General features: G+C 62.8%; 26 protein-coding genes and 2 tRNA genes. 8 read left to right on the plus strand and 20 right to left on the minus strand.

Annotated elements, in window-relative coordinates; all coding sequences use genetic code 11:
* Positions 1-10: 10 nt before the first annotated feature.
* The 4 genes from BC1002_RS09935 to BC1002_RS09945 all read left to right on the plus strand — a co-directional run bounded on the left by BC1002_RS09935 (position 11) and on the right by BC1002_RS09945 (position 2,287).
* Positions 11-1,162, plus strand: coding sequence for an acyl-CoA dehydrogenase family protein (locus BC1002_RS09935; RefSeq protein ID WP_013089913.1), 1,152 nt, complete (start codon positions 11-13; stop codon positions 1,160-1,162).
* A gap of 215 nt (positions 1,163-1,377) precedes the next feature.
* Complete coding sequence (locus BC1002_RS38805; RefSeq protein WP_013089914.1) at positions 1,378-1,632, plus strand: lysozyme family protein; 255 nt, start codon at positions 1,378-1,380, stop codon at positions 1,630-1,632.
* Between the two features lie 23 nt (positions 1,633-1,655).
* Positions 1,656-1,874, plus strand: a complete 219-nt coding sequence (locus BC1002_RS38810) for a lysozyme family protein (RefSeq protein WP_420798737.1) — start codon at positions 1,656-1,658, stop codon at positions 1,872-1,874.
* Positions 1,871-2,287, plus strand: coding sequence for a lysozyme inhibitor LprI family protein (locus BC1002_RS09945; RefSeq protein WP_041734385.1), 417 nt, complete (start codon positions 1,871-1,873; stop codon positions 2,285-2,287). Before BC1002_RS38810 ends, BC1002_RS09945 begins: the two co-directional genes overlap by 4 nt.
* Positions 2,288-2,363: 76 nt before the next feature.
* On the opposite strand, the gene BC1002_RS09950 is transcribed toward BC1002_RS09945, so the two are convergent.
* The 15 genes from BC1002_RS09950 to BC1002_RS10020 form a co-directional block, all read right to left on the minus strand.
* Positions 2,364-2,440: transfer RNA gene (locus BC1002_RS09950), tRNA-Pro, on the minus strand.
* Positions 2,441-2,516: 76 nt separating this feature from the next.
* Positions 2,517-2,933, minus strand: a complete 417-nt coding sequence (locus BC1002_RS09955; protein WP_013089916.1) for a MerR family transcriptional regulator — start codon at positions 2,931-2,933, stop codon at positions 2,517-2,519.
* 43 nt (positions 2,934-2,976) lie between these two features.
* Positions 2,977-3,387, minus strand: a complete 411-nt coding sequence (locus BC1002_RS09960; RefSeq protein WP_008918798.1) for an integration host factor subunit alpha — start codon at positions 3,385-3,387, stop codon at positions 2,977-2,979.
* 69 nt (positions 3,388-3,456) lie between these two features.
* On the minus strand, positions 3,457-5,892 hold the full coding sequence (gene pheT / locus BC1002_RS09965; RefSeq protein ID WP_013089917.1) for a phenylalanine--tRNA ligase subunit beta: 2,436 nt from the start codon (positions 5,890-5,892) through the stop codon (positions 3,457-3,459).
* Between the two features lie 159 nt (positions 5,893-6,051).
* Positions 6,052-7,065 carry a phenylalanine--tRNA ligase subunit alpha gene (pheS, locus tag BC1002_RS09970; protein ID WP_013089918.1) on the minus strand — a complete coding sequence of 338 codons (1,014 nt, stop codon included), beginning with the start codon at positions 7,063-7,065 and terminating at the stop codon, positions 6,052-6,054.
* A 158-nt stretch (positions 7,066-7,223) separates the two neighbouring features.
* Positions 7,224-7,583 (minus strand): 50S ribosomal protein L20, encoded by a 360-nt coding sequence (rplT, locus tag BC1002_RS09975; RefSeq protein WP_006052502.1) that lies wholly within the window; start codon positions 7,581-7,583, stop codon positions 7,224-7,226.
* A gap of 29 nt (positions 7,584-7,612) precedes the next feature.
* Positions 7,613-7,810, minus strand: a complete 198-nt coding sequence (gene rpmI, locus BC1002_RS09980; protein WP_006052501.1) for a 50S ribosomal protein L35 — start codon at positions 7,808-7,810, stop codon at positions 7,613-7,615.
* A gap of 257 nt (positions 7,811-8,067) precedes the next feature.
* Positions 8,068-8,592 carry a translation initiation factor IF-3 gene (gene infC / locus BC1002_RS09985; protein ID WP_075643713.1) on the minus strand — a complete coding sequence of 175 codons (525 nt, stop codon included), beginning with the start codon at positions 8,590-8,592 and terminating at the stop codon, positions 8,068-8,070.
* Between the two features lie 50 nt (positions 8,593-8,642).
* The gene (thrS, locus tag BC1002_RS09990; RefSeq protein WP_013089919.1) at positions 8,643-10,550 is read right to left on the minus strand and encodes a threonine--tRNA ligase; all 1,908 of its coding nucleotides are present in this window, start codon (positions 10,548-10,550) and stop codon (positions 8,643-8,645) included.
* A gap of 253 nt (positions 10,551-10,803) precedes the next feature.
* Positions 10,804-10,880: transfer RNA gene (locus BC1002_RS09995), tRNA-Val, on the minus strand.
* A 105-nt stretch (positions 10,881-10,985) separates the two neighbouring features.
* Positions 10,986-13,229, minus strand: coding sequence for a RelA/SpoT family protein (locus tag BC1002_RS10000; protein WP_013089920.1), 2,244 nt, complete (start codon positions 13,227-13,229; stop codon positions 10,986-10,988).
* Between the two features lie 68 nt (positions 13,230-13,297).
* Positions 13,298-13,651, minus strand: coding sequence for a RidA family protein (locus BC1002_RS10005; RefSeq protein ID WP_013089921.1), 354 nt, complete (start codon positions 13,649-13,651; stop codon positions 13,298-13,300).
* Positions 13,652-13,730: 79 nt separating this feature from the next.
* A complete protein-coding gene (locus tag BC1002_RS10010; protein WP_013089922.1) occupies positions 13,731-14,645 on the minus strand; it encodes an alpha/beta fold hydrolase in 915 nt (304 codons plus the stop codon).
* Between the two features lie 227 nt (positions 14,646-14,872).
* Positions 14,873-15,514 (minus strand): CoA transferase subunit B, encoded by a 642-nt coding sequence (locus BC1002_RS10015; RefSeq protein ID WP_013089923.1) that lies wholly within the window; start codon positions 15,512-15,514, stop codon positions 14,873-14,875.
* Between the two features lie 2 nt (positions 15,515-15,516).
* Entirely contained in the window at positions 15,517-16,221 is a 705-nt protein-coding gene (locus tag BC1002_RS10020) for a CoA transferase subunit A (protein ID WP_013089924.1), read from the minus strand.
* A gap of 223 nt (positions 16,222-16,444) precedes the next feature.
* Between BC1002_RS10020 and BC1002_RS10025 the strand changes: the two genes are divergently transcribed.
* Entirely contained in the window at positions 16,445-16,990 is a 546-nt protein-coding gene (locus tag BC1002_RS10025) for a LuxR C-terminal-related transcriptional regulator (RefSeq protein ID WP_013089925.1), read from the plus strand.
* 48 nt (positions 16,991-17,038) lie between these two features.
* Here BC1002_RS10025 and BC1002_RS10030 read toward each other — a convergent pair whose 3' ends face one another.
* Positions 17,039-17,470: an acyl-CoA thioesterase gene (locus tag BC1002_RS10030; protein WP_013089926.1), complete on the minus strand. Its 432-nt coding sequence runs from the start codon at positions 17,468-17,470 to the stop codon at positions 17,039-17,041.
* A gap of 55 nt (positions 17,471-17,525) precedes the next feature.
* The gene (locus tag BC1002_RS10035; protein WP_013089927.1) at positions 17,526-18,302 is read right to left on the minus strand and encodes an SDR family oxidoreductase; all 777 of its coding nucleotides are present in this window, start codon (positions 18,300-18,302) and stop codon (positions 17,526-17,528) included.
* 188 nt (positions 18,303-18,490) lie between these two features.
* Here BC1002_RS10035 and BC1002_RS10040 point away from each other — a divergent pair, with 188 nt between their 5' ends.
* Positions 18,491-20,164 carry an electron transfer flavoprotein-ubiquinone oxidoreductase gene (locus BC1002_RS10040; RefSeq protein WP_013089928.1) on the plus strand — a complete coding sequence of 558 codons (1,674 nt, stop codon included), beginning with the start codon at positions 18,491-18,493 and terminating at the stop codon, positions 20,162-20,164.
* A gap of 174 nt (positions 20,165-20,338) precedes the next feature.
* Here BC1002_RS10040 and aroC read toward each other — a convergent pair whose 3' ends face one another.
* From aroC to BC1002_RS10055, 3 genes are all read right to left on the minus strand, one after another.
* On the minus strand, positions 20,339-21,439 hold the full coding sequence (gene aroC, locus BC1002_RS10045) for a chorismate synthase (protein ID WP_013089929.1): 1,101 nt from the start codon (positions 21,437-21,439) through the stop codon (positions 20,339-20,341).
* A 138-nt stretch (positions 21,440-21,577) separates the two neighbouring features.
* Positions 21,578-23,515 (minus strand): MFS transporter, encoded by a 1,938-nt coding sequence (locus tag BC1002_RS10050; protein ID WP_013089930.1) that lies wholly within the window; start codon positions 23,513-23,515, stop codon positions 21,578-21,580.
* 187 nt (positions 23,516-23,702) lie between these two features.
* Positions 23,703-24,170 (minus strand): CBS domain-containing protein, encoded by a 468-nt coding sequence (locus BC1002_RS10055; RefSeq protein ID WP_013089931.1) that lies wholly within the window; start codon positions 24,168-24,170, stop codon positions 23,703-23,705.
* Positions 24,171-24,457: 287 nt separating this feature from the next.
* On the opposite strand from BC1002_RS10055, the gene BC1002_RS10060 reads away from it, so the two are divergent.
* On the plus strand, positions 24,458-25,795 hold the full coding sequence (locus BC1002_RS10060) for an O-acetylhomoserine aminocarboxypropyltransferase (RefSeq protein ID WP_013089932.1): 1,338 nt from the start codon (positions 24,458-24,460) through the stop codon (positions 25,793-25,795).
* Positions 25,792-26,625, plus strand: coding sequence for an alpha/beta fold hydrolase (locus tag BC1002_RS10065; protein WP_013089933.1), 834 nt, complete (start codon positions 25,792-25,794; stop codon positions 26,623-26,625). The genes BC1002_RS10060 and BC1002_RS10065 overlap by 4 nt, the downstream gene beginning before the upstream one ends.
* The last annotated feature ends 83 nt before the right edge of the window (positions 26,626-26,708 follow it).

Raw genomic sequence — 26,708 nt, forward strand, 5'->3', positions numbered from 1 at the left:
GGCGCACGTCATGAATTTCCAGCACACCGAAGATCGCCGCATGCTGGCGCAAACGCTGAACCGGTTTATCAGCGAGCAGTACGGCTTCGCGACGCGGGACGAGATCCCGCGCTCGACGCAAGGCTTCAGCACCGAATCGTGGGCGCGCTTCGCGGAGCTTGGCGTGATCGGCGCATTGTTCGACGAAGCGAGCGGCGGTTTTGGCGGTGGCGGGTTCGATATTTCCGTGGTGTTCGAGAGTATCGGCCGGGGGCTCGTCGTCGAGCCGTTTCTCGATACGCTGATCGTCGGCCGGGCGATCGCTCGCAGCGGCAGCGACGCGCAAAAAGCGGCGCTCGGTTCGTTGATCGACGGCTCGCGGATCGTCGCGCTCGCGCATGGCGAACCGGACAGTCATTACGAACCGGCTCGGGTCGCAGCGACGCGCGCGCGACGCAGCGTAAATGGCAGCAACGGCACTTGGACTTTGCATGGCGCAAAGGCCGTCGTTCAGCATGGCGAGCATGCTCAGGTGCTCCTCGTCTCGGCGCGCACGAGCGGCGCGGACGATGCCGAAGCCGGCATCACGCTGTTTCTGGTGCCGACGGGCGCGGCCGGTGTGAGCGTGCGCGGCTATCGGAAGATCGACGGAGGACGCGCGGCCGAAGTGAGGTTCGACAATGTCACGCTTGACGACGACTCCGTGCTCGGCTCAGTGGACCAGGGCTTTGCGACGCTTGAATATGCGGTGAGCTGCGGCGTGCTCGCGCTGTGCGCGGAAGCGGTCGGCGCCATGGACGTCGCGAAAGACTACACGCTCGACTATCTGCGCACGCGCAAGCAGTTTGGCGTGCCGATTGGCAGCTTCCAGGCGTTGCAGCATCGCATGGCCGATTTGCTGCTCGAAATCGAGCAGGCGCGCTCAGCGGTGATCAATGCGGCGGCGGCGCTCGAAGGCGAACGCAACGTGCGCGAGCGCGCGGTGTCGGCGGCGAAGTACAGCATCGGCCGGATCGGCACGCGGGTCGCGGAGGAATGCATCCAATTGCATGGCGGGATCGGCATGACGTGGGAGTTGCCGCTTGCGCACTACGCGAAGCGGCTCGTGATGATCGATCATCAGCTTGGGGATGAGGATCATCATTTGGAGCGGTTTGTGGCGTTGGGGGCTCGAAGGCGGTGATCCGCGTGCGCTTGCGAGTGCGAAAGCTACACGCTGGAAGGCTGCTTTTGGAAGTAATCAGGAGCGTCAATCTTTGTGTGGGTTCAGTCTTTTTTGTTTGTCGCTGGGGTCAGCTCTGAACCGTTAGATAGGCGAATGCCCAAAATCATGTTTGAAATGCCTTTTCCGGCGACAGGTCTGCTAGATTGCACTCACCTATTTTTGAGGAGGTGATCGTGCCAAACGAATCAAAAAAGTTGAGCGATGCCGGATGGACTGCATTGCGGATGCGCGAGGGCGCTGTCCTTCACTACTACGACGACGTAGCGGACAACTGCACCTTCGGGATAGGCACGCTCGCGCACTTTGGCCGATGCACCACCGACGAACTGCGGCAACCGGTGACTCTGGCAGAGGTTAACTCCCAACTCGCAGAAGGGATTCGCACCGCGCAAGGTGCCGTCAAAGCCGCGTTAGGGACCATGAGCTAACGCAGGAGCAGTTCGACGCTCTCGTGAGCTATACCTACAACACGGGCGCAACCGGCGCCCGACAGGCGTTAGCGGAAGCAAATCGTGGGCAAAACAGGGAAGTCGCAAACGAAATGGCACGCAACGTCTATGTACATCCTCGCGATGCCCACGGGCGACGGTTACCGGCAGTGAGAGTGCCTGGCTTGGTAACTCGCCGCCGCGAAGAAGCGGCGCCGTTCCTGATGCAGGGCCAACAATGAGGCGTCTGTTTGTCGCGCTTGCGCTTGTTAGCAGTTCCGCACTGGCAACTGCATCCAACCCAGCGGACGTCATCGCAACCCGAAGTGGACTGCCCGCCAGCGAGGTCGACGCGGCTCTGTCGCATTGCAACGCGAATCAGACGAGCATGAATCTGTGCGCTTGGCGCGATCAGATCGTCGCGGAGCAAAAGCTTGAGCGGGTTGTCGAGGGCAAGGCCGCGGTATCGCCGACTTGCAAAGCTGCGATCGAAAAGAGAATCACGGCGTGGAAAAGACGCCGTGACGCCAACTGCGAAAAATCGGCTTCGCGCGAATGGGGCGGCGGGTCGATGTTGCCCACTGCCGTTGCGATGTGCAAAACGGCCGAGACCGAGCGGATGAGTAAAGCGATCCAGACTGCGGGATGCAGATAGACGCGAGGCGGAGCAGTCAGACGCGACAGGCAAGAAAAAAGGACTTACGGCTTTCACCGTAAGTCCTTTTTGATCTTGGTCGGGGCGAGAGGATTTGAACCTCCGACCACCTGCACCCCATGCAGGTACGCTACCAGGCTGCGCTACGCCCCGAACAGAAGAAAAATTATAACAGACACTTCATTCGATTAGAACTGCCCGACACGAACAAAGCGCACAAGCCCATGAACTAGTGGCTCAGCAGATCGATTACGCTCTGCAGTTCCTCGCGCAACTTCTCGACATCGACAGCAACCGTTGCCGCCGATGCCTGCTCCCGCCCCGCGACTGCGGCGGCAACCTCACCCTCTTCGACCACCGCATCCGGCCCACCGCCGCCATGCGAATCGAGCCGGTTGCGCGCCCCATTGATCGTAAACCCCTGCTCGTACAGCAACTCTCGAATCCGCCTGATCAGCAGCACCTCGTGATGCTGATAATACCGACGATTGCCGCGCCGCTTGACCGGCCTCAACTGGGTGAACTCCTGCTCCCAGTAACGCAGCACGTGGGGCTTCACCCCGCAAAGTTCGCTGACCTCACCAATCGTGAAGTAGCGCTTCGCCGGAATCGGAGGCAAGACGACTTTTTCGATCGTCGCTGTCATCGTCAGTTAGCCGTGATGGGTTGCCCGAAAGCGCGCCAGTCGATCAGCGCGCGAAGCTCGCTTCGGCGCCGTTTTCGACGAGCGCCTTCAGCTTTTGACTTGCATGAAACGTCACCACGCGACGCGCCGCGATCGGAATCGCCTCGCCGGTCTTCGGATTTCTGCCGGGACGCTGCGGCTTGTCGCGCAACTGGAAGTTGCCGAAGCCCGACAGCTTGACGCTGTCGCCGCTCTCCAGCGCATCGCGGATCACCTCGAAGAACGCCTCGACCATGTCCTTCGCTTCCCGCTTGTTGAGCCCGACATTGTCGAACAGCAACTCGGCAAGTTCCGCCTTGGTGAGCGTCGGCGTTTCATTGGAAACGACGGCGGGTGATGTCGGAATATCTCGAATCATGGCGCTGCGTTGCGCCGTAAGAAGGGCTTCGAAATCACTCGAGTTCATTTCATTCATATCTATCAAATGGCGCGCCAAGCGTAAAACAATGGATGCGGAAACAGCCGTGCAATTGTTAAATGCGGGTTATCCGCGCAACCGTGCGCCATATACTCGAGCCAGACGTTCCACCAGAGTTTGAATAGCCAGATCGACCGTTTCATCCTGAAGGGTTCCGCCAGTATCTTGCAAGGTCACCCGGAACGCAAGGCTTTTCTCGTGCGCGGCCAGACCACCGGAAGTGTTTGATTTTGGACGAAATTCGTCGAAAAGCGCAACCTTCTGGACAGCCTTGCAGGCCGGTTCGGACAGCGCCTTCTGAAGCTCGTCGAGCAGCGCCTGAACCTCGATTTTCTGATCGACGACAACCGCAATGTCTCGTCGTACCGGCGGGAATTTTGAAACTTCCGACGGAATCGGCAATACGCGGTGCATTAATGCTTCCGCTTCGATTTCAAACAGAATCGGCGCATGCGGCAAATCATATTTTTGCATCCAGCGCGGGTGCAATTCGCCAATCCAGCCCACTGCGCGACCATTCAATTCGATACGCGCGCTGCGTCCTGGATGCAGCGCCGGATGCTCGGCCTTTGCGAACCGCGCGACCGCCGGTGCCACCAGCGCTTCGATGTCGCCCTTGACGTCGAAGAAGTCGACGGCACGCGTCGGTGCGCCCCACTGCTCATCGAGCGCGGGACCATAGGCGAGCGCGCCGATCATCTTCGGCTGGGCGAAGCCTTCGACGGTCAACTCGCCAGCCTTGATCGACGGATCGTGCAGGAACACGCGGCCTGCTTCGAACACACGTACGCGGTCCGCCGCACGACGGTTCAGGTTTGTGCGCAGAACATGAATCAGGCTGCCGAACAGCGTGGTGCGCATCACCGACAGCTGGCTCGCGATCGGGTTGATCAGACGCACCGGGTTGCTGTTGCCCGCGAAGTCCTGCTCCCACTCGGCGTCGACGAAGCTGAAGTTCACCGTTTCTGCGTAGTCGCGCGCGGCGAGCGCATGACGGATCGCGTGGATCGAGCGTTGCGTCTCGTTGGTCGCGCGCATTTCGCTGGTCGCGATCGGCGGGCGCGCCGGAATCTTTTCGAAGCCGTAGATACGCGCGACTTCTTCGATCAGGTCTTCTTCGATTTCGATATCGAAGCGGTACGAGGGCGGCATTACCGAGAACGTGTCGCCGTCACGCTCGAACGACAGGCCGAGGCGCGTGAAGATCTGCGCGATTTCATCGGCGCCGATCGCCACGCCGATGATGCGGTTCGCGCGCGAAACGCGCATCTTCACGGGCGCGCGCTTGGGTACGTTGACGATCTGGTCGTCGACCGGACCCGCTTCGCCGCCGCAGATGTCGAGGATCAACTGCGTGATGCGCTCGATATGATCGACGGTCGTCGCGTAGTCGACGCCGCGCTCGAAGCGATGGCCTGCATCGGTAGAGAAGTTGTATTTGCGCGAGCGGCCACGAATGCTATCGGGCCACCAGAAAGCCGCTTCGAGATAGATGTTGGTGGTGTCGAGCGTGACCGCGGTGCTGTCGCCGCCCATGATGCCCGCGAGGCTTTCGATATGCTGCTCGTCGGCGATCACGCCGACCGTTTCGTCGAGCTCGACCGTGTTGCCGTTCAGCAGCTTCAACGTTTCGCCCTTGCGGCCCCAGCGCACGTCCATGCCGCCGTGGATCTTGTCGAGATCGAACACGTGCGACGGACGCCCCAGTTCGAGCATCACGTAGTTCGAGATGTCGACGAGCGCGGAGATACTGCGCTGGCCGGAGCGCTCGAGACGCTCGACCATCCATTGCGGCGACTTCGCGCGCGCATTGACGCCGCGGATCACGCGGCCCGAGAAACGGCCGCACAGATCGGGCGCCGAGATTTTCACGGGCAGCGTTTCATTGAGCTTGACCGGGGCTGACTTGATGTCGAGCGGGCGCAACGGCGCGCCGGTAATCGCCGACGTTTCGCGTGCGACGCCGAATACCGACAAACAGTCGGCCTTGTTCGGCGTCAGCTTGATTTCAAAAACGGTGTCATCGAGGTTCAGCGTCTCGCGGATGTCCTGGCCGATCGGCGTATCTTCCGGCAGAATCATCAGACCGCTGTGATCTTCAGAGAGCTTCAGCTCGCGCGCCGAGCACAGCATGCCCTGACTTTCGACGCCGCGCAGCTTCGACAGCTTGATCACGAACGGTGCGCCGCCCTCTTCGGCCGGCGGCAGTTGCGCGCCGACCAGCGCGACCGGCACCTTGATGCCGGGTGCAACGTTCGGTGCGCCGCACACGATGTTCAGCGTCGCGCCGGTGCCGGCGTTGACCTGACACACGTTGAGCTTGTCCGCATCCGGGTGCTTGACGACTTCCAGCACCTGGCCGACGACGATCTTCGAGGTCGGTGGCGCGGCCGGCCGCAGGTCTTCGACTTCGAGACCCGCCATCGTCAACGCGTGCGACAGCTCGTCGGTGGTCAGTCGCGGATCGACAAAAGTTCTGAGCCAGGATTCCGGAAATTGCATGGTTCTGTGTACGTTCTGATCAGGTTAGGTCCACGTCCGCCAGATGCTTCGTAGAGCCAGTGGTCTTGCGCCGGTTCAGCGAGCTCTGCCGGGGACGCTCGCGGCGCGCATCAGGTGCGCTACCGCGTTCTATGCTTTGTCGCGCTCGCGCGCGCCGGCTCACGCGAATTGACGCAGGAAACGCAGGTCGTTTTCGAAGAACAGGCGCAGGTCCTGCACGCCGTAACGCAGCATCGTGAGACGCTCGAGGCCGCTGCCGAAAGCGAAGCCGATGTAGCGCTCCGGGTCGAGACCCATGTTACGGATCACGGTCGGATGCACCTGGCCGGAACCCGAAATTTCGAGCCATTTGCCCGCGTTCTTGCCCGTTTCGAACTGCATGTCGATCTCGGCCGACGGTTCGGTAAACGGGAAATACGACGGACGGAAGCGCACGAGAATGTCGTCGCGCTCGAAGAATTTCTTCAGGAAGTCGGTATAGACGCCCTTCAGGTCCGCGAAGCTGACGTTCTCGTCGATCCACAGGCCTTCGACCTGGTTGAACATCGGCGAATGCGTGGCGTCGCTATCCACCCGATACGTGCGGCCCGGCACGATCACCTTGATCGGCGGCGTGTTGGTGCGCGCGTAGCGCACCTGCATCGGGCTCGTATGCGTACGCAGCAGCAGCGGGCGGCCATCGGCATCCTTGCCGTCGACGTAGAAGGTGTCCTGCATCGAACGCGCCGGATGGTTTTCCGGGCTGTTCAGCGAGGTGAAGTTGTACCAGTCGGTTTCGATCTCGGGGCCGTCGGCCACGTCGAATCCGATCGTACGGAAAATCTGCTCGACGCGCTCCCAGGTGCGCATCACTGGGTGCAAGCTGCCTACATTGGCGCCGCGGCCCGGTAGCGTGACGTCGATCGCTTCAGCGGCGAGGCGCTGGTTAAGAAGCGCGTCGGCGAGCGACTGACGACGTGCCGTCAGCGCGGCTTCGACCTGGTGCTTGACGAGGTTGATCCGAGCGCCTTCTGTCTTGCGCGTTTCGGGATCGAGTTTGCCAAGGCCCTTCAACAGCTCGGTCAGCGCACCCGCCTTACCGAGAAAGCGCGCTTTCTCGTTCTCGAGGGTGGTGACGTCGGGGGCTTCTGCGAAGGCTTTTTGCGCGTCGGCGACAATCTGGTCCAGATCCATTGATCCCATCATTTCAACGTCAGTGTTCTATCGAAACAAAACTGGTTCTACCAACAAAAACGGGGCTCGGTGAGGAGCCCCGTTTTTGTTGCAGCGTCACCGAGACTACCGGATGTTCGCTGCAACGAACCACGCAGTTTTAATTGCCAGAAGCGCAATCAGGCTGCAACGGCGGCTTTCACCTGCTGAACGATCGCAGCAAAAGCAGCCTTGTCGAACACAGCCATGTCGGCCAGCACCTTGCGGTCCAGTTCGATCGACGCCTTCTTCAGGCCGTTGATGAACACGCTGTACGTCATGTCGTGCTGACGCACCGCCGCGTTGATACGCGTGATCCACAGTGCGCGGAACACACGCTTCTTGTTGCGGCGATCGCGGTAGGCGTACTGGCCTGCGCGCATGACCGCCTGCTTGGCGATGCGATAGACGTTATTGCGACGGCCGCGGTAACCCTTGGCCAGCTTGATGATCTTCTTGTGACGGGCCCGTGCGGTAACCCCACGTTTTACTCGAGGCATGTTTCGCTCCTATGAGTGTCGGTTAAGGGTTAAGCGAACGGCAGCATTGCGCGAACGGAGTTCAGATCGGAATCATGAACTGCCGTGGAGCCGCGCAGATGGCGTTTGTTCTTGGTGGTCTTCTTGGTAAGAATGTGACGCTTGAAGGCCTGACCGCGCTTGACGGTACCGCCCGGACGCACCACGAAGCGCTTTGCAGCGCTCTTCTTGGTCTTCATCTTCGGCATGACAACTCCATTATTAGATGGATATGGGTGTGCGGTCGGCCAGATGGCCATTTCCCGCCCTTCGAAACCCATTCCACTTGGTATGCAGACCACCGATACCGCCAGCGGCCGCTTTCGGGAACGACTGCGCACTTTCATGCACGACGTTCCGAAACTTTCTAACACCATGCCGGACACGCAGCACAGCATCAAACAACCTTGCGCCACCGGAGCGCGTGCCACATGACACGCCGCCGCTCCGGTCAACTGCTTCGCGCTTACTTCTTTTTCTTCGGAGCGAGCACCATGATCATCTGGCGCCCTTCCATTTTCGGCATCTGCTCGACCTGGCCGACTTCGTCGAGGTCGGTCCGCAGACGTTCGAGCATGCGCATGCCGATTTCCTGGTGAGCCATTTCGCGGCCACGGAAACGCAACGTGATTTTCGTCTTGTCGCCGTCTTCGAGGAAGCGGACGAGATTGCGCAGCTTGACGTTGTAATCACCGTCGTCGGTACCCGGGCGGAACTTGACTTCCTTGACCTGGATGACCTTCTGCTTGAGCTTGGCCTCGTGTTGCTTCTTCGCTTCCTGGTACTTGAACTTGCCGTAGTCCATCAAGCGGCAAACCGGCGGAACCGCTTGCGGGGCGATTTCGACCAGATCCACGTCCTGCTGTTCCGACATGCGGAACGCATCAGCGAGTTTCACGATGCCGAGCGGTTCGTTCTCGACGCCGACCAGTCGCACCTCGGGTGCTGTAATTTCACCGTTGATGCGGTGCGCAGACTTATCAGTAGCGATGTTACGTTTCCTCTAAAAATTAAAAAAAAACGAGCCGGGTACCAAGTGGTTTAGTTGAACGACTGCACGTCCTGGCGCAGACGCTCAATGAAGGCGTCAACAGGCATCACACCCATATCGACACCACCACGGGCACGCACGGCTACCGTTTGCGCTTCACGCTCCTTGTCACCGACCACCAGTAGGTACGGCACCTTTTCCAGCGTGTGCTCGCGTATTTTATAGCTAATCTTCTCATTGCGCAAATCCGCCTCGACTCTAACCCCTTGTTTTTGCAACGATTGGGCTAGCGACTGCGCATATTCGGCCTGACTTTCCGCGATATTCATCACGACGACCTGCATCGGCGCGAGCCAGGCGGGCATTGCACCAGCATGGTGCTCGATCAGAATCCCGAGGAAGCGTTCCATCGATCCGACAATTGCCCGGTGCAGCATGATCGGGCGACGCCGACTGTTGTCTTCAGCGACGTATTCGGCACCCAGACGCTCCGGCAATACCATGTCGAGCTGCAACGTACCGCACTGCCACGAGCGACCGAGCGCGTCCTTGATGTGATACTCGACCTTCGGGCCGTAGAACGCGCCCTCGCCGGGCAGTTCCTCCCAGGTGACGCCGCAGGCGGTCAGCGCCTCGCGCAGCCCCTGCTCCGCGCGATCCCACGTTTCGTCGGTGCCGGCGCGCGCATCTGGACGCAGCGACAGCTTGATCTCGACGTTGTCAAAGCCGAAGTCGCGGTAGACGCTCATCGCCAGCGTGTTGAACGCGATCGATTCGCCGATGAACTGATCTTCGGTACAAAAAATGTGGGCGTCGTCCTGCACGAAGCCGCGCACGCGCATTAGACCATGCAGCGCGCCCGACGATTCGTTGCGATGGCACGAACCGAACTCCGCGTAACGCAGCGGCAGATCGCGATACGAGCGCAGACCGTGGTTAAACACCTGCACGTGACCAGGACAGTTCATCGGCTTGATCGCGTAGTCGCGCTTTTCCGATTCCGTCGTGAACATATTTTCACGATAGTTCTGCCAGTGTCCCGACGCCTCCCACAGCGAACGGTCCATGATCAACGGTGTTTTGATTTCAAGGTAGCCGGCGTCGTTCACGCGACGGCGCATGTACTGCTCCACCTGCTGCCATAGCGTCCAGCCGCGCGGATGCCAGAACACCATACCCGGCGACTCGTCCTGCATGTGGAACAGGTCGAGCTGCTTGCCCAGCTTGCGATGGTCGCGCTTCTCGGCTTCTTCGAGCATGTGCAAATACGCTTCCTGGTCTTCCTTCTTCGTCCAGGCCGTGCCGTAAATGCGCTGCAGCTGCTCGTTCTTCGAGTCGCCACGCCAGTAGGCGCCCGCGACTTTCATCAGCTTGAAGACCTTCAGCTTGCCGGTGGAAGGCACGTGCGGGCCGCGGCACAGGTCCGTGAAGCCGCCATGCGAGTAAAGCTTGATTTCGTCGCCGGCGGGGATCGATTCGATGATCTCGGCCTTGTACTTTTCGCCGATGCCCTTGAAGTACTCGACCGCTTCGTCGCGCGAAACCACGCGACGCGACACTGGCTCGTCTTTCTTCGCGAGCTCCTGCATGCGCTTTTCGATCTTTTCGAGGTCTTCCGGCGTGAAAGGACGGTTGTACGAGAAGTCGTAATAGAAGCCGTTGTCAATGACAGGGCCGATCGTGACCTGCGCCTCCGGGTACAGATCCTTCACCGCATACGCGAGCAGGTGCGCCGTCGAGTGGCGGATGATATCGAGACCGTCTGCGTCCTTCTCCGTGACGATGGCGAGCGCCACGTCGCGATCGATCAGCGCGGACGTATCGACTAACTCCCCGTCGATCTTGCCGCCGAGCGCGGCTTTCGCGAGGCCGGGGCCGATCGAGGCGGCCACTTCGGCGACGGTCACCGGATGCTCGTACTGTCGAACAGAACCGTCAGGCAAACGTATCGAAACCATTGCGTTCTCCGTGGTGCCGACCGGCGGCGGCACATACAACCAGGGTCAAAAAGACAAAAAAAATGCGGCCCCGCTTTCGAGGGGCCGCATTCACATTTTATGCAAACATCACTGGCGAAAGTGGTCCTCGACTAGCGTCGTTCCGAAGTGGTTTCGGTCAACGTTCGCGGTGTCATAACCGTATTCGCCTTTTTGCGCTCAAAGCGCTTACTGCAGCTTGCGAAACGCCGGCGAGGCCGGAATTTCATTTCGTTGGTAGGCTCGATTGGACTCGAACCAACGACCCCCACCATGTCAAGGTGGTGCTCTAACCAGCTGAGCTACGAGCCTGAAGAAACGAGAGTATATGGGGTATAGCGCGGCTTGGCAAGTACTTTTATGCAGTGGCTTTAATTCGCCGCACCGCCAGCAGGTCTTTTCCCAACCGCCCGCGCCTCAATTCTTGCGCGTCGCCCGCACCACACCCGTGATTTCGCCCAGCAGCGTACACGCGCGCTGGATCTGCGCAGAGCTGGACACCTCGACGGTAAATTGCATGAACGCGGCATTGCGGCGCGATTGCGTCTTCACGCCGATCACGTTCATCTTTTCCCGCGCGAACACTTCGGAGATATCGCGTAGCAAGCCTTGTCGGTCCGTCGCCTCGATGCTGAGGTCGACCGGGTAGACGGACTGGCCGCGGCCGCTCATCACGTCCGCCGACCAGGCGGTCTGCAGCACGCGCTCCGGCGCGCGCTCTGCCATCCGGCGGAACGTCGCGCAGTCGCTGCGATGCACCGACATACCCTTGCCGCGCGTGACGAAGCCGCAGATATCGTCGGGCGGTGCGGGCCGGCAGCAGCGCGCGAGTTGCGTGAGCAATGCATCGACGCCGACCACCAGCACGCCGGTCGACGCGCCGCGCGCGACGCTCGCACCGCTGCTGCGTTTCTCGAATTTCTCGGGCGCCTCGACCTCGGGCTCGGGCGGCGGCGCGTCCTGCAGCGCCTGCTCGACGAGCCTCAGACTGAATTCCTCCTTGCCGACCACGGAGAAGAGGTCGTCGGTGCTCTTGAAACCAAGCCGCGCGGCCAGCTGATCGAGATTGACCGAGGTCTTGCCTTCGCGCTGCAGAGTTTTTTCAACCATCGCGCGACCGTTCGCGATGTGTTCCTGCAACTCGACCGCGTTGAACCATGCGCGCACCTTCTGCCGCGCGCGCGGGCTTTGCAGATAGCCAAGCTGCGGATTGAGCCAGTCGCGCGACGGACCGCCCTCCTTCACTGCCACGATCTCGACCGTCTGACCGTTCTGCAATGCGGTATTGAGCGGCACCATCACGCCGTCGACCCGCGCGCCGCGGCAACGATGCCCAAGCTCGCTGTGCAGGTGATAAGCGAAGTCGATCGGCGTCGCGCCGTGCGGCAACGGAATCACGCGCGCCTTCGGCGTCAGCACGTAGATGTGATCGTCGTCGAGCGTCGCCTGGCGCAATTGCTCCCACGGCTGCGCCGCGCCCGCTTCGCCATGCTCGCCTTCGGACACCTCGTCCTTCCACGCCAGCAGTTGCCGTAGCCAGGCGATCTTCTCGTCGTATTTCTCGCTCGCGGTGAACGTGCCGCCGTAGCCGCGGGCACCCGCTTCCTTGTAGCGCCAGTGCGCGGCCACGCCGTATTCGGCGAAGCGATGCATCTCCTGCGTGCGGATCTGCACTTCGAACGCGCGGCCGTCATCGCCGATCACGACCGTGTGCAGCGACTTGTAGCCATTCGGCTTCGGCCGGGAGATGTAATCGTCGAACTCCTTCCGCACCGGCTGCCACAGGTTGTGCACGATGCCGAGCACAGTGTAGCAGTCCTTGATGTCCGGTACGATCACCCGAAACGCGCGCACGTCATACAGCTCGGCAAAGTCGAGTTGCTTGCCGCGCATCTTGCGCCAGATGCTGTAGATATGCTTCGGCCGACCGCTTACTTCCGCGCGGATATGCGCGGCGGCCAGTTCCTGCTGCAGGCGTTCGATCGCCTGCGCGACATAGCTCTCACGCTCGACGCGCTTCTCGTCCAGCAGTTTCGCGATGCGCTTGTAGGTGTCCGGCTCCTCGAAACGGAACGCGAGGTCCTCGAGCTCCCACTTCAATTGCCAGATGCCGAGGCGGTTCGCGAGCGGCGCGTAGATATCGAGCGTTTCGCGCGCGACGTCGGGCGACGGCGTGATCTTCGCGGCCGCGTAGTAACGCAGCGATTGCAGCCGCGACGCGAGGCGGATCAGCACGACGCGAATGTCCTGCGCGAACGCGAGCAGCATTTTGCGCAGCGCCTCGACCTGCGCGCGGCGCGCAGCTTGCGCGTCACGCCCGGCCTCGGGCATCGCGTTTTGCGCCGCTCGCAAACTGACCGTGCCGAGCCGCAGCAGCTTGCGTACGTCGCCGACCAGTTGCGCGACTTCTTCGCCAAAGTTGTCGGCGATCACGCGCTCCGGATCGTGCAGATGCGGTGTCAGCGCGAACAGCGCCGCGGCCAGCACCGCTGGCGGATCGACGTTGAGCTTGCGCATGATCGACGCGGTGCCCGCCGCGTGATCCGCGAGCAATTCGCCCGACGACAGCCGCACCTCGCCCGCATGTTCGCGCACGAACGCCATCGCTTCGTCGAAGGAACGATGGGGATGAGGCGCGTTCGTAACGGTTTCGGTATTCATGGTGCGACGGCCCGCCGGGCCAGACGATTCAATGGAAAATCAAAACAGTGCGGCCTCGCAACCGCAAATCAGCTGCGCTGCGCCGCGATCACGACGATTTCGACGAGGCACTTCGGATTCGCGAGCTTTGCCTCGACGGTCGCGCGCGGCGGCGTGTCACCCTGCGCGACCCACTCGTCCCACACGGCGTTCATACCGGCGAAATGCGCCATGTCCGAGATATAGATCTGCACCGACAGCAGCAGCGACTTGTCGCTGTCCGCTTCAGCTAGCAGACGGTCGATGTGGCCGAGCACTTCGCGCGTCTGGCCGGTGATGTCCTGATCGTCGTCCTCGGCGATCTGACCCGCGAGGTACACGGTGCCGTTGTGCACGGCCATTTCCGAGAGACGCTTGCCGACGTGATAACGAATGACTGCCATGAAATGTCCTGAGCTGAGGGGTTGATCGAACTACATACCGCACGACACTGCTAATAAAAGCTTCATGCGGAACTCAATATTATGACCCGTTCGCGGCCGAACCGATGAAGAACTCCCTCGCGAGCGCGATCTGGTCCGCCGCGAGAAACGCCGGCGCGTGCCCGACGCCCGCGATCTCCACGCTCGATACGGCACGCCCGGCCGACACCATCTTCGTGACCGTTTCACGCGACAGCAAATCCGACTGTTCGCCGCGCACCACGAGCACCGGGCCCTGGAACGATGCGAGCGAATGCCACAGCGCCGCTTCGCCGAGCTTCGCCGCTTCCTCGGTGACCGCCGCGAACGGCTGGGCGATGCGCGGGTCATAGCGCAGCACCCACGCGCCGTCGTCCTCGCGCAGCAACGGCGTATTGATTTCGCGCCATTCGTCCGGCGTCAGCGGGCCGAAGCCCTGCGCGAGTTGCGCCGCGTAGTCGACACCCTGCTGCAGCGTATCGAAGCGTGCGGGCTTGCCCAGGTAATCGCCGATGCGCTTGACCGCGACCGGCTCCAGGTGCGGCCCGACGTCGTTCAGCAGCAGCTTGCGGATCGGTGTTTCCGGCAGACCGGCGAGTCCCATGCCGATCAGGCCGCCCATCGAAGTGCCGAACCAGTCGACGGCGTCGACGTCGAGCCGCGCGATCAGCGTGACCATGTCGGCGACGTATTGCGGCACCGCGTATAAGTTGGGGTTGGCGAGCCACGACGACAAGCCCCGGCCAACCACGTCCGGGCACACGACGCGATAGGTGTCCGCGAAGTTGGCGGCGAGTCGGTCGAAATCGCGCCCCGATCGCGTCAGTCCGTGCACGCACAGCAACACGCGCGGATTGGCCGGATCGCCCCATTCGGTGTAGGCGACGCGATGCAGGCCGGCAGCGCTCGCGCACTGCACGTAACGTTGACGCGGCTCGGGCCGCCCGGTGATGGAAGCGGAAGTCGTTGCGGTCATCTGGTGTCCTTGCAAAGAGGCTGCGGATTGGGCTGCGAACGATTGTAAACCGCTTCGTCGCGCGGCAAGCATCGGCCAGAAGGCTTAGGAAGATAGAGCAAACCGTCCGGCGCATCCGGCGCCGCGCGCCAAAAATAGAACGGGCGAGACTCGCGTCTCGCCCGTCCGGAAAACATCGTTGCCGCCGCGTGGTCGCATCGACGCGCGCAGCGGCGTTTCAACCCGCGTCAGCTCACCGCGCTCACGTCGAGCGGCGCGCCGGTCTTCGCCTTGATTTCGTCGACGCTCACGCCCGGAGCAAGTTCGGTCACTTTCAAGCCGTTTTCGGTCACTTCGATCACGCCGAGATCGGTGATGATCTCGTCGACCACACCCACGCCCGTCAGCGGCAGCGTGCATTCTTCGAGGATCTTGTGCTGATCGCCCTTGGCGACGTGCTCCATCAGCACGACCACGCGCTTGACGCCCGCGACCAGGTCCATCGCGCCGCCCATGCCCTTGATCATCTTGCCCGGGATCATCCAGTTCGCGAGATCGCCCTTCTTGCTGATCTGCATCGCGCCGAGAATCGCCAGATTGATGTGGCCGCCGCGAATCATCGCAAACGAATCCGCCGACGAGAAAATCGACGACCCCGGCAGCGTCGTCACCGTCTGCTTGCCTGCGTTGATCAGATCCGCGTCGACTTCGTCTTCGGTCGGCGATGGGCCGATGCCGAGCAGACCGTTTTCCGACTGCAGCCACACTTCGACGCCCGCCGGCACGTGGTTGGCAACCAGCGTCGGCAAGCCGATGCCAAGGTTCACGTAAAAGCCGTCCTGCAGTTCCTTCGCCGCGCGCGCGGCCATTTCGTCACGAGTCCATGCCATGATCAGTCTCCTTTCGCGCGGACGACGCGTTGTTCGATGCGTTTTTCCGGATGCGCATTCAGTACGATGCGCTGCACGAAGATGCCAGGCGTGTGGATCGCGTCCGGATCGAGCTCGCCCACTTCGACGATCTCTTCGACTTCCGCGACGGTGATGCGGCCAGCCATCGCGCACATCGGATTGAAGTTGCGCGCGGTGCGGCGATAGATCAGGTTGCCGGCCTTGTCGGCCTTCCATGCCTTGACGAGCGCGATATCGGCGGTCAGCGAATGTTCGAGGACATAGTGATTCTCGCCGAACTGGCGGGTTTCCTTGCCCTCGGCGATCTGCGTGCCATAGCCGGTGTTCGTGAAAAACGCCGGGATGCCCGAGCCGCCCGCGCGCAGCTTCTCGGCAAGCGTGCCTTGCGGCGTGAATTCGAGCTCGAGTTCGCCGGCAAGGTACTGGCGCTCGAACTCCTTGTTCTCACCGACGTACGACGAGATCATCTTCTTGATCTGACGCGTCTCGAGCAGCAGGCCGAGGCCGAAACCGTCGACGCCCGCATTGTTGCTGATGCAGGTGATGCCCTGCACCTTCGAATCGCGCAGCGCCGCGATCAGCGCCTCAGGAATGCCGCACAACCCGAAGCCGCCGACGGCGAACGTCTGCCCGTCCTTGACGATGTCCTTCAGCGCCTCGGCGGCGCCTGGATAGACTTTGTTCATCTGTATGTCCCTTCCTCTATGGAAACCCAAAACCTGTACGCAGGCCGCCGGATCATTGCGGCTGATATCGCAACTGGCGAACTTCACGTCGCCTCACGATACCGCTACGTCATTCTAGTAGTCATCCGCGGCATGCGCCGCGTCGCCATCTGCCCGAAAGAGTACGCTGGGCCCGCCATGCGGCACAATACGCAAAAATACATAAGTACTTGCCGCCCCGCCCATGCCCGCCCTGGATTACCGCACCGCGTTTCACCTCGCGCCGATCGGACTCGTGCTGTCGCGCGAGCGGACCATCGAAGACTGCAACGACGAACTCGCGTCGATTTTCGGCTACGCGCGCGACGCGCTGATCGGTCAGTCGTTCCAGGTGTTGTATCCATCGGCGGATGAGTTCGAGCGGATCGGCGCGCGCATTCCGCCGATCATGACCGCACAAGGCAGCTACGCGGACGACCGCATCATGAAGCGCGCGAACGGCGAGCTGTTCTGGTGTCACGTGACGGGCCGTGCGCAGCAGCGCACCGACCCGCACGCCGCGGGTGTCTGGACCTTCGAGGATCTGAGCGCGACCCGCCGGGTCGCGGTGGAACTGACGCCGCGCGAGCGCGAGATCGCCGCGCAACTGGTGACGGGCAAGACCAGTAAGCAGATCGGCCGCGTGCTCGACATCAGTCCGCGCACGGTCGACGTCTACCGTGCGCGGCTCATGCGTAAATACGATACGGCCAATGCGACCGAGCTGTTGCAGCGGCTGCTCGGGGATTGACAGAGAAAGGGAGTATGAGGCGCGCGATCGCGCGCTCAGACAGCGCCGTCAGGCCGCCTTGACGAGCGCCGCGCTCTCGATGGCCGCGCGCAGCACGTCGGGCACCGGCATCGATTTGCCTGCCGCATAATCGATCCACACGCATCGCGCGGCGCCCCGCGCATAGAGCGTATGCGGCTCATCGGCACGCAGGAGCTCGAAAGCCGTATCGAAGCTGCTGCGCCCCGGCGTGGCCACCGACATCCGGCCGATCACGTCACCCGGATAGTGCAGTTGCTTCAGAAACTCCATCGACGCATTGACGATCACCGGCCCCTGCCCGTCCGGGCGTTGGCCGAGAAAGTCCATCTGTTCGAACCAGGAAATCCGCACCTGCTCCATGTAGCGGAAATAAACCGTGTTGTTGACGTGACCGAAGGCGTCCATGTCGCCCCAGCGGATCGGCATCGTCATTTCGAAAACTGCGTGAAAATCGCTCATGCTTTACTTCCGTTCTTCCTTTGCTGCCTGACTGTTGAAACGTTTGACTGTGCGCTCACGCGAGCCCAAAACCGTCGTCGGCGGCGATCACCGAGCCGTTGATGAATTGCGATTCGTCCGCCGCGAGCAGCAGGAGCAGCCCGTCGAGGTCCTCCGGCTTGCCGACCCGATGACGCGGCAGCATCGCAATCAGTTTCTGCCCCTGATCGGTCGACCAGTGGTGATGATTGATCTCGGTGTCGATATACCCGGGGCAGATCGCGTTCACATTGATGCCGTGCTTGCCCCACTCGAGCGCCATCGCCTTCGTCATGTGGACGACCGCGGCCTTGCTCATCGAATACAGGCCGATCTGCGGCAGCACGCGCAAGCCCGCCATCGACGCGATGTTGATGATCCGGTACGACGGCTTCTGCGCGTTGTTGCCGCGCATGATCATGCGCTTGGCGACTTCCTGCGCGACGAAAAAAGCACCGCGCGTATTGGTGTCGAACACGTATTCGAAGTCCGCCGGCGTGACCTCGGACAGCTTCTGCGTAGTCGACACGCCCGAATTATTGACGAGGATATCGATGGTGCCGGCCTCGGTCTCCGCATGCGCGACCGCCGACTTGATGCTCTGGTAGTCGGTCACGTCGAGCGACACGACGTGCGCGGCGCCGCCGGACGCCTCGATTTCCGCGCGCAGTTCCTTGAGCCGCTCGGTACGTCGGCTCGCCAGCACGACCTTCGCGCCCGCCTGCGACAGCACCTGCGCGAAGCGCTTGCCCAACCCGCTCGAAGCGCCAGTAATCAGCGCGACCTTACCTTCCAGATTGATCGAACGGCCCATTGTCTTTCCTTGTTCGGTTGTAGTGACAACTGCGGTTGACGGGGTTTGGTACGACCGCGACTAAGGGTCTTTACCGTATCATGAAATAGTACGCTCGTGCTAATCTGTGGCTTTTGGGTTGCGGCGTGGGGATCGATCGCCCACAATACGAACCCGAAAAAAGCATTCTAACGGTAAGAGGAGCATCAATGACCCCCGCAAGTCTCATTGAGCAGTACGGCCCGCGCGAGTCGATGGAGTATGACGTCGTCATCGTCGGCGGCGGCCCTGCGGGCCTGTCGGCTGCCATTCGTCTGAAGCAGCGCGCCGCCGAACAAGGCGTCGAGCTTGGCGTCTGCGTACTCGAAAAAGGCTCTGAGATCGGGGCTCATATCCTGTCGGGCGCGGTGATGGATCCGCGCGCGCTGACCGAGCTGATCCCGGACTGGAAGGAGAAAGGCGCGCCGCTGACGGTCGACGTGACCGAAGACCGCTTCCTGTTCCTGTCGGCGACGGGCGCGAAGAGCGTGCCGAACTGGGCGCTTCCGGACAATTTCAAGAACCATGGCAACTACGTGATCAGCCTCGCGAACGTAACGCGCTGGCTGGGTCAGCAGGCCGAGGCGCTCGGCGTCGAGATTTTCCCGGGCTTTCCGGCGGCTGAAGTGCTGTACAACGACGACGGCTCGGTCAAGGGCGTCGCGACCGGCAATCTCGGCATCGGCAAGGACGGCGAGCCGACCGAGAACTTCCAGCTCGGCATGGAGCTGCACGCGAAGTACACGCTGTTCTGCGAAGGCGCGCGCGGCCACCTCGGCCGCCAGCTGAACGAGAAGTTCAAGCTGCGCGACGGCGTCGATCCTCAGGTGTACGGCATCGGTATCAAGGAGCTGTGGGAGATCGATCCCGCGAAGCACAAGCCGGGTCTGGTAATGCACACGGCCGGCTGGCCGCTCGAAAACGACACCTACGGCGGCTCGTTCCTGTATCACATGGACAACAACCAGGTCGTGGTCGGCTTCGTGGTCGGCCTCGGCTACTCGAATCCGTATCTGTCGCCGTTCGAGGAATTCCAGCGCTATAAGACGCACCCGGCGATCCGCGCGATTCTCGAAGGCGGCAAGCGGGTGTCGTACGGTGCGCGCGCGATCACCGCGGGCGGCCTGATGTCGCTGCCGAAGCTGGTGTTCCCGGGCGGTGCGCTGGTCGGCGACGACGCGGGCTTCCTGAACGCGTCGCGCATCAAGGGTTCGCACGCCGCGATCAAGACCGGCATGCTCGCCGCCGACGCCGCATTCGCCGCCGTGCAGGCCGGCCGTCAGTCAGACGAACTGACCGCTTACCCGGAAGCCTTCAAGACGTCGTGGCTCTACACCGAGCTGTATCGCGCGCGTAACTTCAAACAGTGGATGAGCAAGGGTCTCTACCTCGGTACGCTGATGGTCGGCGTCGAACAAAAGCTGCTCGGCGGCAACGTGCCCTGGACGCTGCATCATCAGCATTCCGATCATGAGATGCTGAAGCCGGCTTCGCAGTGCAAGCCGATCACGTATCCGAAGCCGGACGGCAAGCTGACGTTCGACCGGCTGTCTTCGGTATTCATCTCGAACACGAATCACGAGGAAAATCAGCCTGCGCATCTGACGCTGAAGGATCCGACCGTGCCGGTCAACGTGAACTGGCAGACCTACGCCGGGCCGGAGTCGCGTTATTGCCCGGCTGGCGTCTACGAGTTCGTGAAGAACGAAGAAGGCAACGAGCGGCTCGTCATCAATGCGCAGAACTGCGTGCACTGCAAGACCTGCGATATCAAGGACCCGACGCAGAATATCGTGTGGGTCACGCCGGAAGGCGGTGGCGGTCCGAACTATCCGAATATGTGATCGTTGTGCTATTTGCCTTTGCGGCGCTGTGCGATAAGCGGTAGCCTCGCGAAGGCAAATTCCGATAGCGCGCTCGCGCTTTCGTCTGCTCGCATTCTTGCGCGTTTCGTTGATCCCCTTCCCTATTCTTTTTATGGCGGCCGGTGCGCCGCCAATCTCTGGGCCGCGTAAGCGTTAGGGCGCGCTCGCCGCGATCTTCGGCGTGCTCACGGCCACGTCGCCGCATTGCGCGCGATGCCGCAGCGCGTGATCGATCAGCACGAGCGCAAGCATCGACTCCGCGATCGGCGTCGCGCGAATGCCGACGCACGGGTCGTGCCGCCCGAAGGTTTCGACGACCACCGGCTGCCCCGCCTTGTCGATCGAACGGCGCGGTGTGCGAATGCTCGAGGTCGGCTTGATCGCGATCGACACCGTGATGTCCTGCCCCGTCGAAATGCCGCCGAGCACGCCGCCCGCGTGATTGCCGACGAACCCCTCCGGCGTCAGCTCGTCGCCATGCACCGAGCCGCGTTGCGCGACGCTCGCGAAGCCCGCACCGATCTCGACGCCCTTCACCGCGTTGATGCCCATCATCGCGTGCGCGATGTCGGCGTCGAGGCGGTCGAACAGCGGCTCGCCGAGGCCGACCGGCACACCGGAGGCGACCACGTTGATGCGCGCGCCGATCGAATCACCGTCCTTGCGTAGCGCGTCCATATACGCCTCGAGCTGCGGAACGATCTCCGCATTCGGCACGAAGAACGGGTTTTCGCGCACCTGCGCCCAATCGACGAACGGCACCTCGATCTCGCCGAGCGCGGCCATATAGCCGCGAATCTCGGTGCCGAACTTCTCCCGCAGCCACTTTTTCGCCACCGCACCCGCCGCGACCGTCGGCGCCGTCAGCCGTGCCGACGAGCGGCCGCCACCGCGGTAATCGCGGATGCCGTACTTTTGCCAGTAGGTGTAGTCGGCGTGGCCGGGGCGGAACGTCTCGGCGATGTTGCCGTAGTCCTTGCTGCGCTGGTCGGTGTTGCGGATCAACAGCGCGATCGGCGCGCCGGTAGTTTGACCTTCGAACACGCCCGACAGGATCTCGACCTTGTCCTCTTCCTGGCGCTGCGTCACGTGGCGCGACGTGCCCGGCTTGCGGCGATCGAGTTCGAACTGGATATCGGCTTCGTTGAGCGCCATGCCCGGCGGGCAGCCGTCGATCACGCAGCCGATAGCGGGGCCGTGCGATTCGCCGAAGGTCGTGACAGTGAAAAGCGTACCGATCGTGTTGCCGGACATGAGCGTCGTCCAAAGAAATTCGGGGAGAACGCTATTATGCCAGCCCGCTCGCCTCGAAGACGGGCCTGGCGACAGCGCCGGCCGAATGCGCGCGAGCGGGCGAACTCGCCACCTCGGCATCCGGGCACCGGCCCAAGGCTATTTGCGCGCGCCGCGCAGCTCGGTCACGATCTGCTGCAGTGTCTCCGGTGTCGCGAGCGCCGGGTCGATCGGCTCGCCGACCGCGAGGCTCAACCGGCTCATCACGCCTTTTCTGAGCGGACGCGGCCAGTGGGCATCGACCGCGCGCGAAAACACGCTGCCCCACAGACCGCGCAGCGCCATCGGAATAACCGGCGCCGGCGTGCGCCTGACGATCTCGGCGACGCCGTGGCGAAACGGGTTCAGCTCACCGGTCCGCGTCAGCTTGCCTTCGGGAAAGATGCAGACGAGTTCGCCATCCGCGAGCGCCTGCGCGCACAGCTCGTACGCACGCGCGAGCAGCGCCGCGTCCTGATGCGCGGGTGCGATCGGAATCGCCTTCGCGTGCCGGAACAGCCAGCCGACGAACGGCGAGCGGAAGATCTGATAGTCCATCACGAAGCGGATCGGCCGCGGGCTTTCGGCCATGATGACGATCGCATCGACGAAACTGACGTGGTTGCACACGAGCACCGCCGCGCCGCGCTCCGGAATCCGCTCCGCGTGCACGAGCCGGATCCGGTAAAACGTATGCACGAGCAGCCACGCAACGAAGCGCAGCAGGAACTCGGGCACGAGCGAATAGATGTAGCCCGCGACCACCACGTTCAGCAGCGCCGTGACGAGAAAAATTGCCGGAATGCCGAAGCCGGCGGCGGTCAGACCCATCGCCATCAGCGCCGACACGATCATGAACAGCGAGTTGAGGATATTGTTCGCGGCGATGATGCGCGCGCGATGACTCGGCTGACTACGGCTCTGGATCAGCGCATACAGCGGCACGCTGTAAAAGCCGCCGAACATCGCGAGCAGGAACAGATCGGCGAGCACGCGCCAATGCGCGGGCCGCGCCAGAAACTCGCCGACGCTGAGCAAATGCCCCGCCGGCGGCAGCGCGTGGCTCGCGAGAAAAAGATCGATCGCGAACACGCTCATGCCGATCGAGCCGAGCGGCACGAGGCCGACTTCGATCCTCCGCTTCGACAGCCGTTCGCACAGCAACGAGCCGATGCCGATGCCGATCGAAAACGTGGCGAGCAGCGCGGTTACGACGTCGGGATCGGCGGACAGCACGTCCTTCGCAAAATTGAAAAACGATGCGAGGAACGTCGCGCCGACGAACCACAGCCACGAAATGCCGAGCAGGCTCAGAAACACGGTGAGGTTCTCGTGCGCGAGCTTCAGATTGCGCCACGTTTCGCTGACCGGGTTCCAGTTGATGCGCAAGCCGGGCTGCGGCGCGGGCGTAGCCGGCACGAAGCCGGACACGGCGCGCCCGATCAGCGCGATCGCGATACACACGCCAGCGAGCACCACCGCGCCATGCTCGGCGAACCCCGCGCCCGCTCCGCCGACGATCGTGCCGACCAGGATCGCGACGAAGGTGCCCATCTCGATCATGCCGTTGCCGCCGACCAGCTCCGCCTTCGACAGATGCTGCGGCAGATACGAGTACTTGACCGGCCCGAATACGGTCGAATGCACGCCCATCAGGAACGTGCACAGATACAGCAACGGCGCGCTATGCAGCCAGAAGCCCGCACCGCCGACCAGCATCACCGCGATCTCGAAAGTCTTGACGAGGCGCGTGAGCAACGCCTTGTCGTACTTGTCCGCGATCTGGCCGGAAGTGGCCGAGAACAGCACAAACGGCAGAATGAAAATCGCGGAAATCAGGAACGCCGCGGTTTTTGGGTCGACGCCCGAAAACCGCGCCGCCTGATACGTGACGAGCGACGTGAAGCCGATCTTGAACACGTTGTCGTTCATCGCGCCGAGAAACTGTGTCCAGAAGAACGGCGCGAAACGGCGCTGGCGAAGCAGGCGGAACTGGGATTCGTGCGCTTCGTGCGCGCGAGCGGCGCGACGGGCGGCAGGCAACGGACGATCGTTCATGAAGTCAGAACAACGGCGCGGAAAATGGCAAGGAAACGCACGGAACGGCGGACAAACGGGCCGGTGCGACGCGCGCCAGATCCGGACACCGGCCCGGATACAAAAAAAGCGCCCGCTTGCGCGCGCGCCCTGTCGGCAGATTCGCGCTCGCGGCAACTGCCGGAGCGCGACGTTCGAGCCACGCGCATCAACGCGCCGGCTGCCGGTCCTGTCCTTCCTGCTCTTCCGGCCAGTCGCGGATATAGGCCTTCAACATGCGATTCTCGAACCCCTGCTCCTCGACCACCGCCTTCGCGACATCGTAAAACGAGATGACGCCCATCAGCGTGCGGCTTTCCATGACGGGCAGATAACGCACGTGATGCTCGAGCATCATGCGGCGCACTTCGTTGACGTCGGTTTCGGGCGTGCAGGTGAGCGGATGGTCGTCCATCACTTTGCGGATCGTCGACGTACCGACGCTGCCGCCGTTTTCCTTCAAGGTCAGAATGATTTCGCGAAACGTCAGCATGCCGACGAGGTCGCCGTACTCCATCACGACGAGCGAGCCGATGTCGTGCTCGGCCATGGTAATGACGGCGTCATGCAGCGTGGTATCCGGCGTGACCGTAAAAAGGGTGTTGCCCTTGACTTTAAGAATGTCGCTGACTCGCATCATCTATCTCCTGGTACCGCCAATCTTGCAATGCATTAAATGGTTGTTTCGATCCTATCGGAAAGGCCCATAAAAGGAAAGCGGCCCGCCAGCCAAGGCTCGGCGGGCTTTCGGGGGCTCCAATTCATCTGACTTCCAGATACCGAGCATGCCCCGCTCCCGGCACGAACCGCACAAATCCGCGGTCCACCCCACGGGAAAACCGCGCTTGAAGCGGCGCGCGCCAATGATAGGATGGCCGGCCTACCCTGATCATTCGCGTGGCCCCTCGCGGCCCGCCGCACACGATGTCCGCCAACCGTTTCGATACGCTTGCGCTGCACGCCGGCGCTGCCCCCGACCCCGCGACCGGCGCGCGCGCGACGCCGATCTACCAGACCACGTCGTTTTCGTTCCGCGACTCGGACCACGCCGCCGCGCTGTTCAACATGGAGCGCGCCGGCCACGTCTACTCGCGCATCTCGAATCCGACCGTGGCCGTGTTCGAAGAGCGCGTCGCCGCGCTCGAAAACGGCGCCGGCGCGATCGGCACCGCGAGCGGCCAGGCCGCGCTGCATCTGGCGATCGCGACGCTGATGGGCGCCGGCTCGCACATCGTCGCGTCGAGCGCGCTGTACGGCGGCTCGCACAATCTGCTGCATTACACGCTGCGGCGCTTCGGTATCGAGACGACCTTCGTGAAGCCCGGCGACCTCGACGCGTGGCGCGCCGCGCTGCGCCCCAACACGCGCCTGCTATTTGGCGAAACGCTCGGCAATCCGGGCCTCGAGGTGCTCGACATCGCCGCGCTCGCGCAGATCGCGCGCGCGCACCGCGTGCCGTTGCTGGTCGATTCGACTTTCACGACGCCCTACCTGCTGCGCCCCTTCGAGCACGGCGCCGACTTCGTCTACCACTCGGCGACCAAGTTTCTCGGCGGCCACGGCACGACGATCGGCGGCGTGCTGGTCGACGGCGGCAGGTTCGACTTCGAGGCTTCCGGCCTCTTTCTCGAATTCACCGAGCCATACGACGGTTTCCACGGCATGGTGTTCGCCGAGGAAAGCACGGTCGCGCCGTTCCTGCTGCGCGCGCGGCGCGAAGGCTTGCGCGACTTCGGCGCGTGCCTGCATCCGCAGGCCGCGTGGCAACTGCTGCAAGGCATCGAGACGCTGCCGTTGCGCATGGAGCGTCATGTCGCCAACACCCGGCGCGTGGTCGACTTTCTCGCCGGTCATGCGGCGGTCGAATCGGTTGCCTATCCCGAGTTGCCGACCCATCCCGACCACGCGCTCGCGAAGCGACTGCTACCGCGCGGCGCCGGCGCGGTGTTCAGCTTCAACCTGCGCGGCGACCGCGCGGCCGGGCGCGCCTTCATCGAAGCGCTGACACTGTTCTCGCACCTGGCGAACGTCGGCGACGCGCGCTCGCTGGTGATCCACCCGGCATCGACGACGCACTTCCGCATGGATGCCGCCGCGCTCGCCGCGGCCGGCATCACCGAAGGCACGATCCGTCTGTCGATCGGCCTCGAAGATCCCGATGACCTGATCGACGATCTCAAGCGCGCGCTGAAGGCCGCGCAAAGAACCGCCGCTGTGGCGCCCACCGCCACGAACGCCCCCGCCCGCCCGGAGTCCCCATGATCGTCACCGTTCAAGGCAAACCGGCCTACGCCTACACCGGCGGCAAACCCTTCGACGCGAGCCTGCCGACCGCCGTGTTCATCCACGGCGCCGAGCACGATCACAGCGTGTGGGCGCTGCAAAGCCGCTATTTCGCGCATCACGGCTTCGGCGTGCTCGCGGTCGATCTGCCCGGCCATCGGCGCAGCGCCGGCCCCGCGCTCGCCAGCATCGCCGCGCTGGCCGACTGGCTCGCCGCGCTGCTCGACGCCGTGGGCGTTACGCGCGCGTTCGTCGCCGGCCACAGCATGGGCTCGCTGATCGCGCTCGACTTGGCCGGCCGCTATCCGCAGCGCACCACGCATCTCGCGCTGCTCGCGACCGCGCTGCCGATGACGGTCTCCGACGCGCTGCTCGACGCCGCGCTCAATCGCGAGCCCGAGGCGATCGACATGGTCAACCAGTGGTCGCATTCGACGCTCGCCGCGAAGCCCTCGTGCCCCGGCCCCGGCTTCTGGCTGCACGGTATGAACCAGCGGCTGATGGAGCACGTTTCCGCCAGTGGCGAACCGCATCTGTTCCACACCGATTTCACGGCCTGCCATACCTATGCGGATGGCCTCGCCCGTGCAGCGCAGGTGCGTTGCGCGACGCGGCTGATCGTCGGCCGGCGCGATGCGATGACGCCGCCGCGCGCGGCGAAAGCGCTTGCCGATGCGCTCGCGCAGGCGGGCACGCCAGTCGATACCGTCACGCTCGATGCCGGCCACGCGTTGATGACCGAGCAACCCGACGCGACGCTCGATGCGTTGTACAGCTTCGCTTCGCGGGCACCGCACGAAGCGCGCTGAATCACGACGATACCCACGCCGAACCCGCCGCGCCATCTGCCGAATGGCCAGGTTGCGTTAGGCAGGCGATCGCCGGAGAATGA

The organism is Paraburkholderia atlantica (assembly GCF_000092885.1).
In the GTDB taxonomy this organism is placed as follows: domain Bacteria; phylum Pseudomonadota; class Gammaproteobacteria; order Burkholderiales; family Burkholderiaceae; genus Paraburkholderia; species Paraburkholderia atlantica.

Excerpts from the sequence above, each read along its gene's own strand:
- BC1002_RS09935 (WP_013089913.1), top strand. The coding sequence starts at position 11 with ATGAATTTCCAGCACACCGAAGATCGCCGCATGCTGGCGCAAACGCTG.
- BC1002_RS09945 (WP_041734385.1), top strand. The coding sequence starts at position 1,871 with ATGAGGCGTCTGTTTGTCGCGCTTGCGCTTGTTAGCAGTTCCGCACTG.
- BC1002_RS09955 (WP_013089916.1), bottom strand. The coding sequence starts at position 2,933 with ATGACAGCGACGATCGAAAAAGTCGTCTTGCCTCCGATTCCGGCGAAG.
- BC1002_RS09960 (WP_008918798.1), bottom strand. The coding sequence starts at position 3,387 with ATGAATGAAATGAACTCGAGTGATTTCGAAGCCCTTCTTACGGCGCAA.
- pheT (WP_013089917.1), bottom strand. The coding sequence starts at position 5,892 with ATGCAATTTCCGGAATCCTGGCTCAGAACTTTTGTCGATCCGCGACTG.
- pheS (WP_013089918.1), bottom strand. The coding sequence starts at position 7,065 with ATGGATCTGGACCAGATTGTCGCCGACGCGCAAAAAGCCTTCGCAGAA.
- rplT (WP_006052502.1), bottom strand. The coding sequence starts at position 7,583 with ATGCCTCGAGTAAAACGTGGGGTTACCGCACGGGCCCGTCACAAGAAG.
- rpmI (WP_006052501.1), bottom strand. The coding sequence starts at position 7,810 with ATGCCGAAGATGAAGACCAAGAAGAGCGCTGCAAAGCGCTTCGTGGTG.
- thrS (WP_013089919.1), bottom strand. The coding sequence starts at position 10,550 with ATGGTTTCGATACGTTTGCCTGACGGTTCTGTTCGACAGTACGAGCAT.
- BC1002_RS10000 (WP_013089920.1), bottom strand. The coding sequence starts at position 13,229 with ATGAATACCGAAACCGTTACGAACGCGCCTCATCCCCATCGTTCCTTC.
- BC1002_RS10005 (WP_013089921.1), bottom strand. The coding sequence starts at position 13,651 with ATGGCAGTCATTCGTTATCACGTCGGCAAGCGTCTCTCGGAAATGGCC.
- BC1002_RS10010 (WP_013089922.1), bottom strand. The coding sequence starts at position 14,645 with ATGACCGCAACGACTTCCGCTTCCATCACCGGGCGGCCCGAGCCGCGT.
- BC1002_RS10015 (WP_013089923.1), bottom strand. The coding sequence starts at position 15,514 with ATGGCATGGACTCGTGACGAAATGGCCGCGCGCGCGGCGAAGGAACTG.
- BC1002_RS10020 (WP_013089924.1), bottom strand. The coding sequence starts at position 16,221 with ATGAACAAAGTCTATCCAGGCGCCGCCGAGGCGCTGAAGGACATCGTC.
- BC1002_RS10025 (WP_013089925.1), top strand. The coding sequence starts at position 16,445 with ATGCCCGCCCTGGATTACCGCACCGCGTTTCACCTCGCGCCGATCGGA.
- BC1002_RS10030 (WP_013089926.1), bottom strand. The coding sequence starts at position 17,470 with ATGAGCGATTTTCACGCAGTTTTCGAAATGACGATGCCGATCCGCTGG.
- BC1002_RS10035 (WP_013089927.1), bottom strand. The coding sequence starts at position 18,302 with ATGGGCCGTTCGATCAATCTGGAAGGTAAGGTCGCGCTGATTACTGGC.
- BC1002_RS10040 (WP_013089928.1), top strand. The coding sequence starts at position 18,491 with ATGACCCCCGCAAGTCTCATTGAGCAGTACGGCCCGCGCGAGTCGATG.
- aroC (WP_013089929.1), bottom strand. The coding sequence starts at position 21,439 with ATGTCCGGCAACACGATCGGTACGCTTTTCACTGTCACGACCTTCGGC.
- BC1002_RS10050 (WP_013089930.1), bottom strand. The coding sequence starts at position 23,515 with ATGAACGATCGTCCGTTGCCTGCCGCCCGTCGCGCCGCTCGCGCGCAC.
- BC1002_RS10055 (WP_013089931.1), bottom strand. The coding sequence starts at position 24,170 with ATGCGAGTCAGCGACATTCTTAAAGTCAAGGGCAACACCCTTTTTACG.
- BC1002_RS10060 (WP_013089932.1), top strand. The coding sequence starts at position 24,458 with ATGTCCGCCAACCGTTTCGATACGCTTGCGCTGCACGCCGGCGCTGCC.
- BC1002_RS10065 (WP_013089933.1), top strand. The coding sequence starts at position 25,792 with ATGATCGTCACCGTTCAAGGCAAACCGGCCTACGCCTACACCGGCGGC.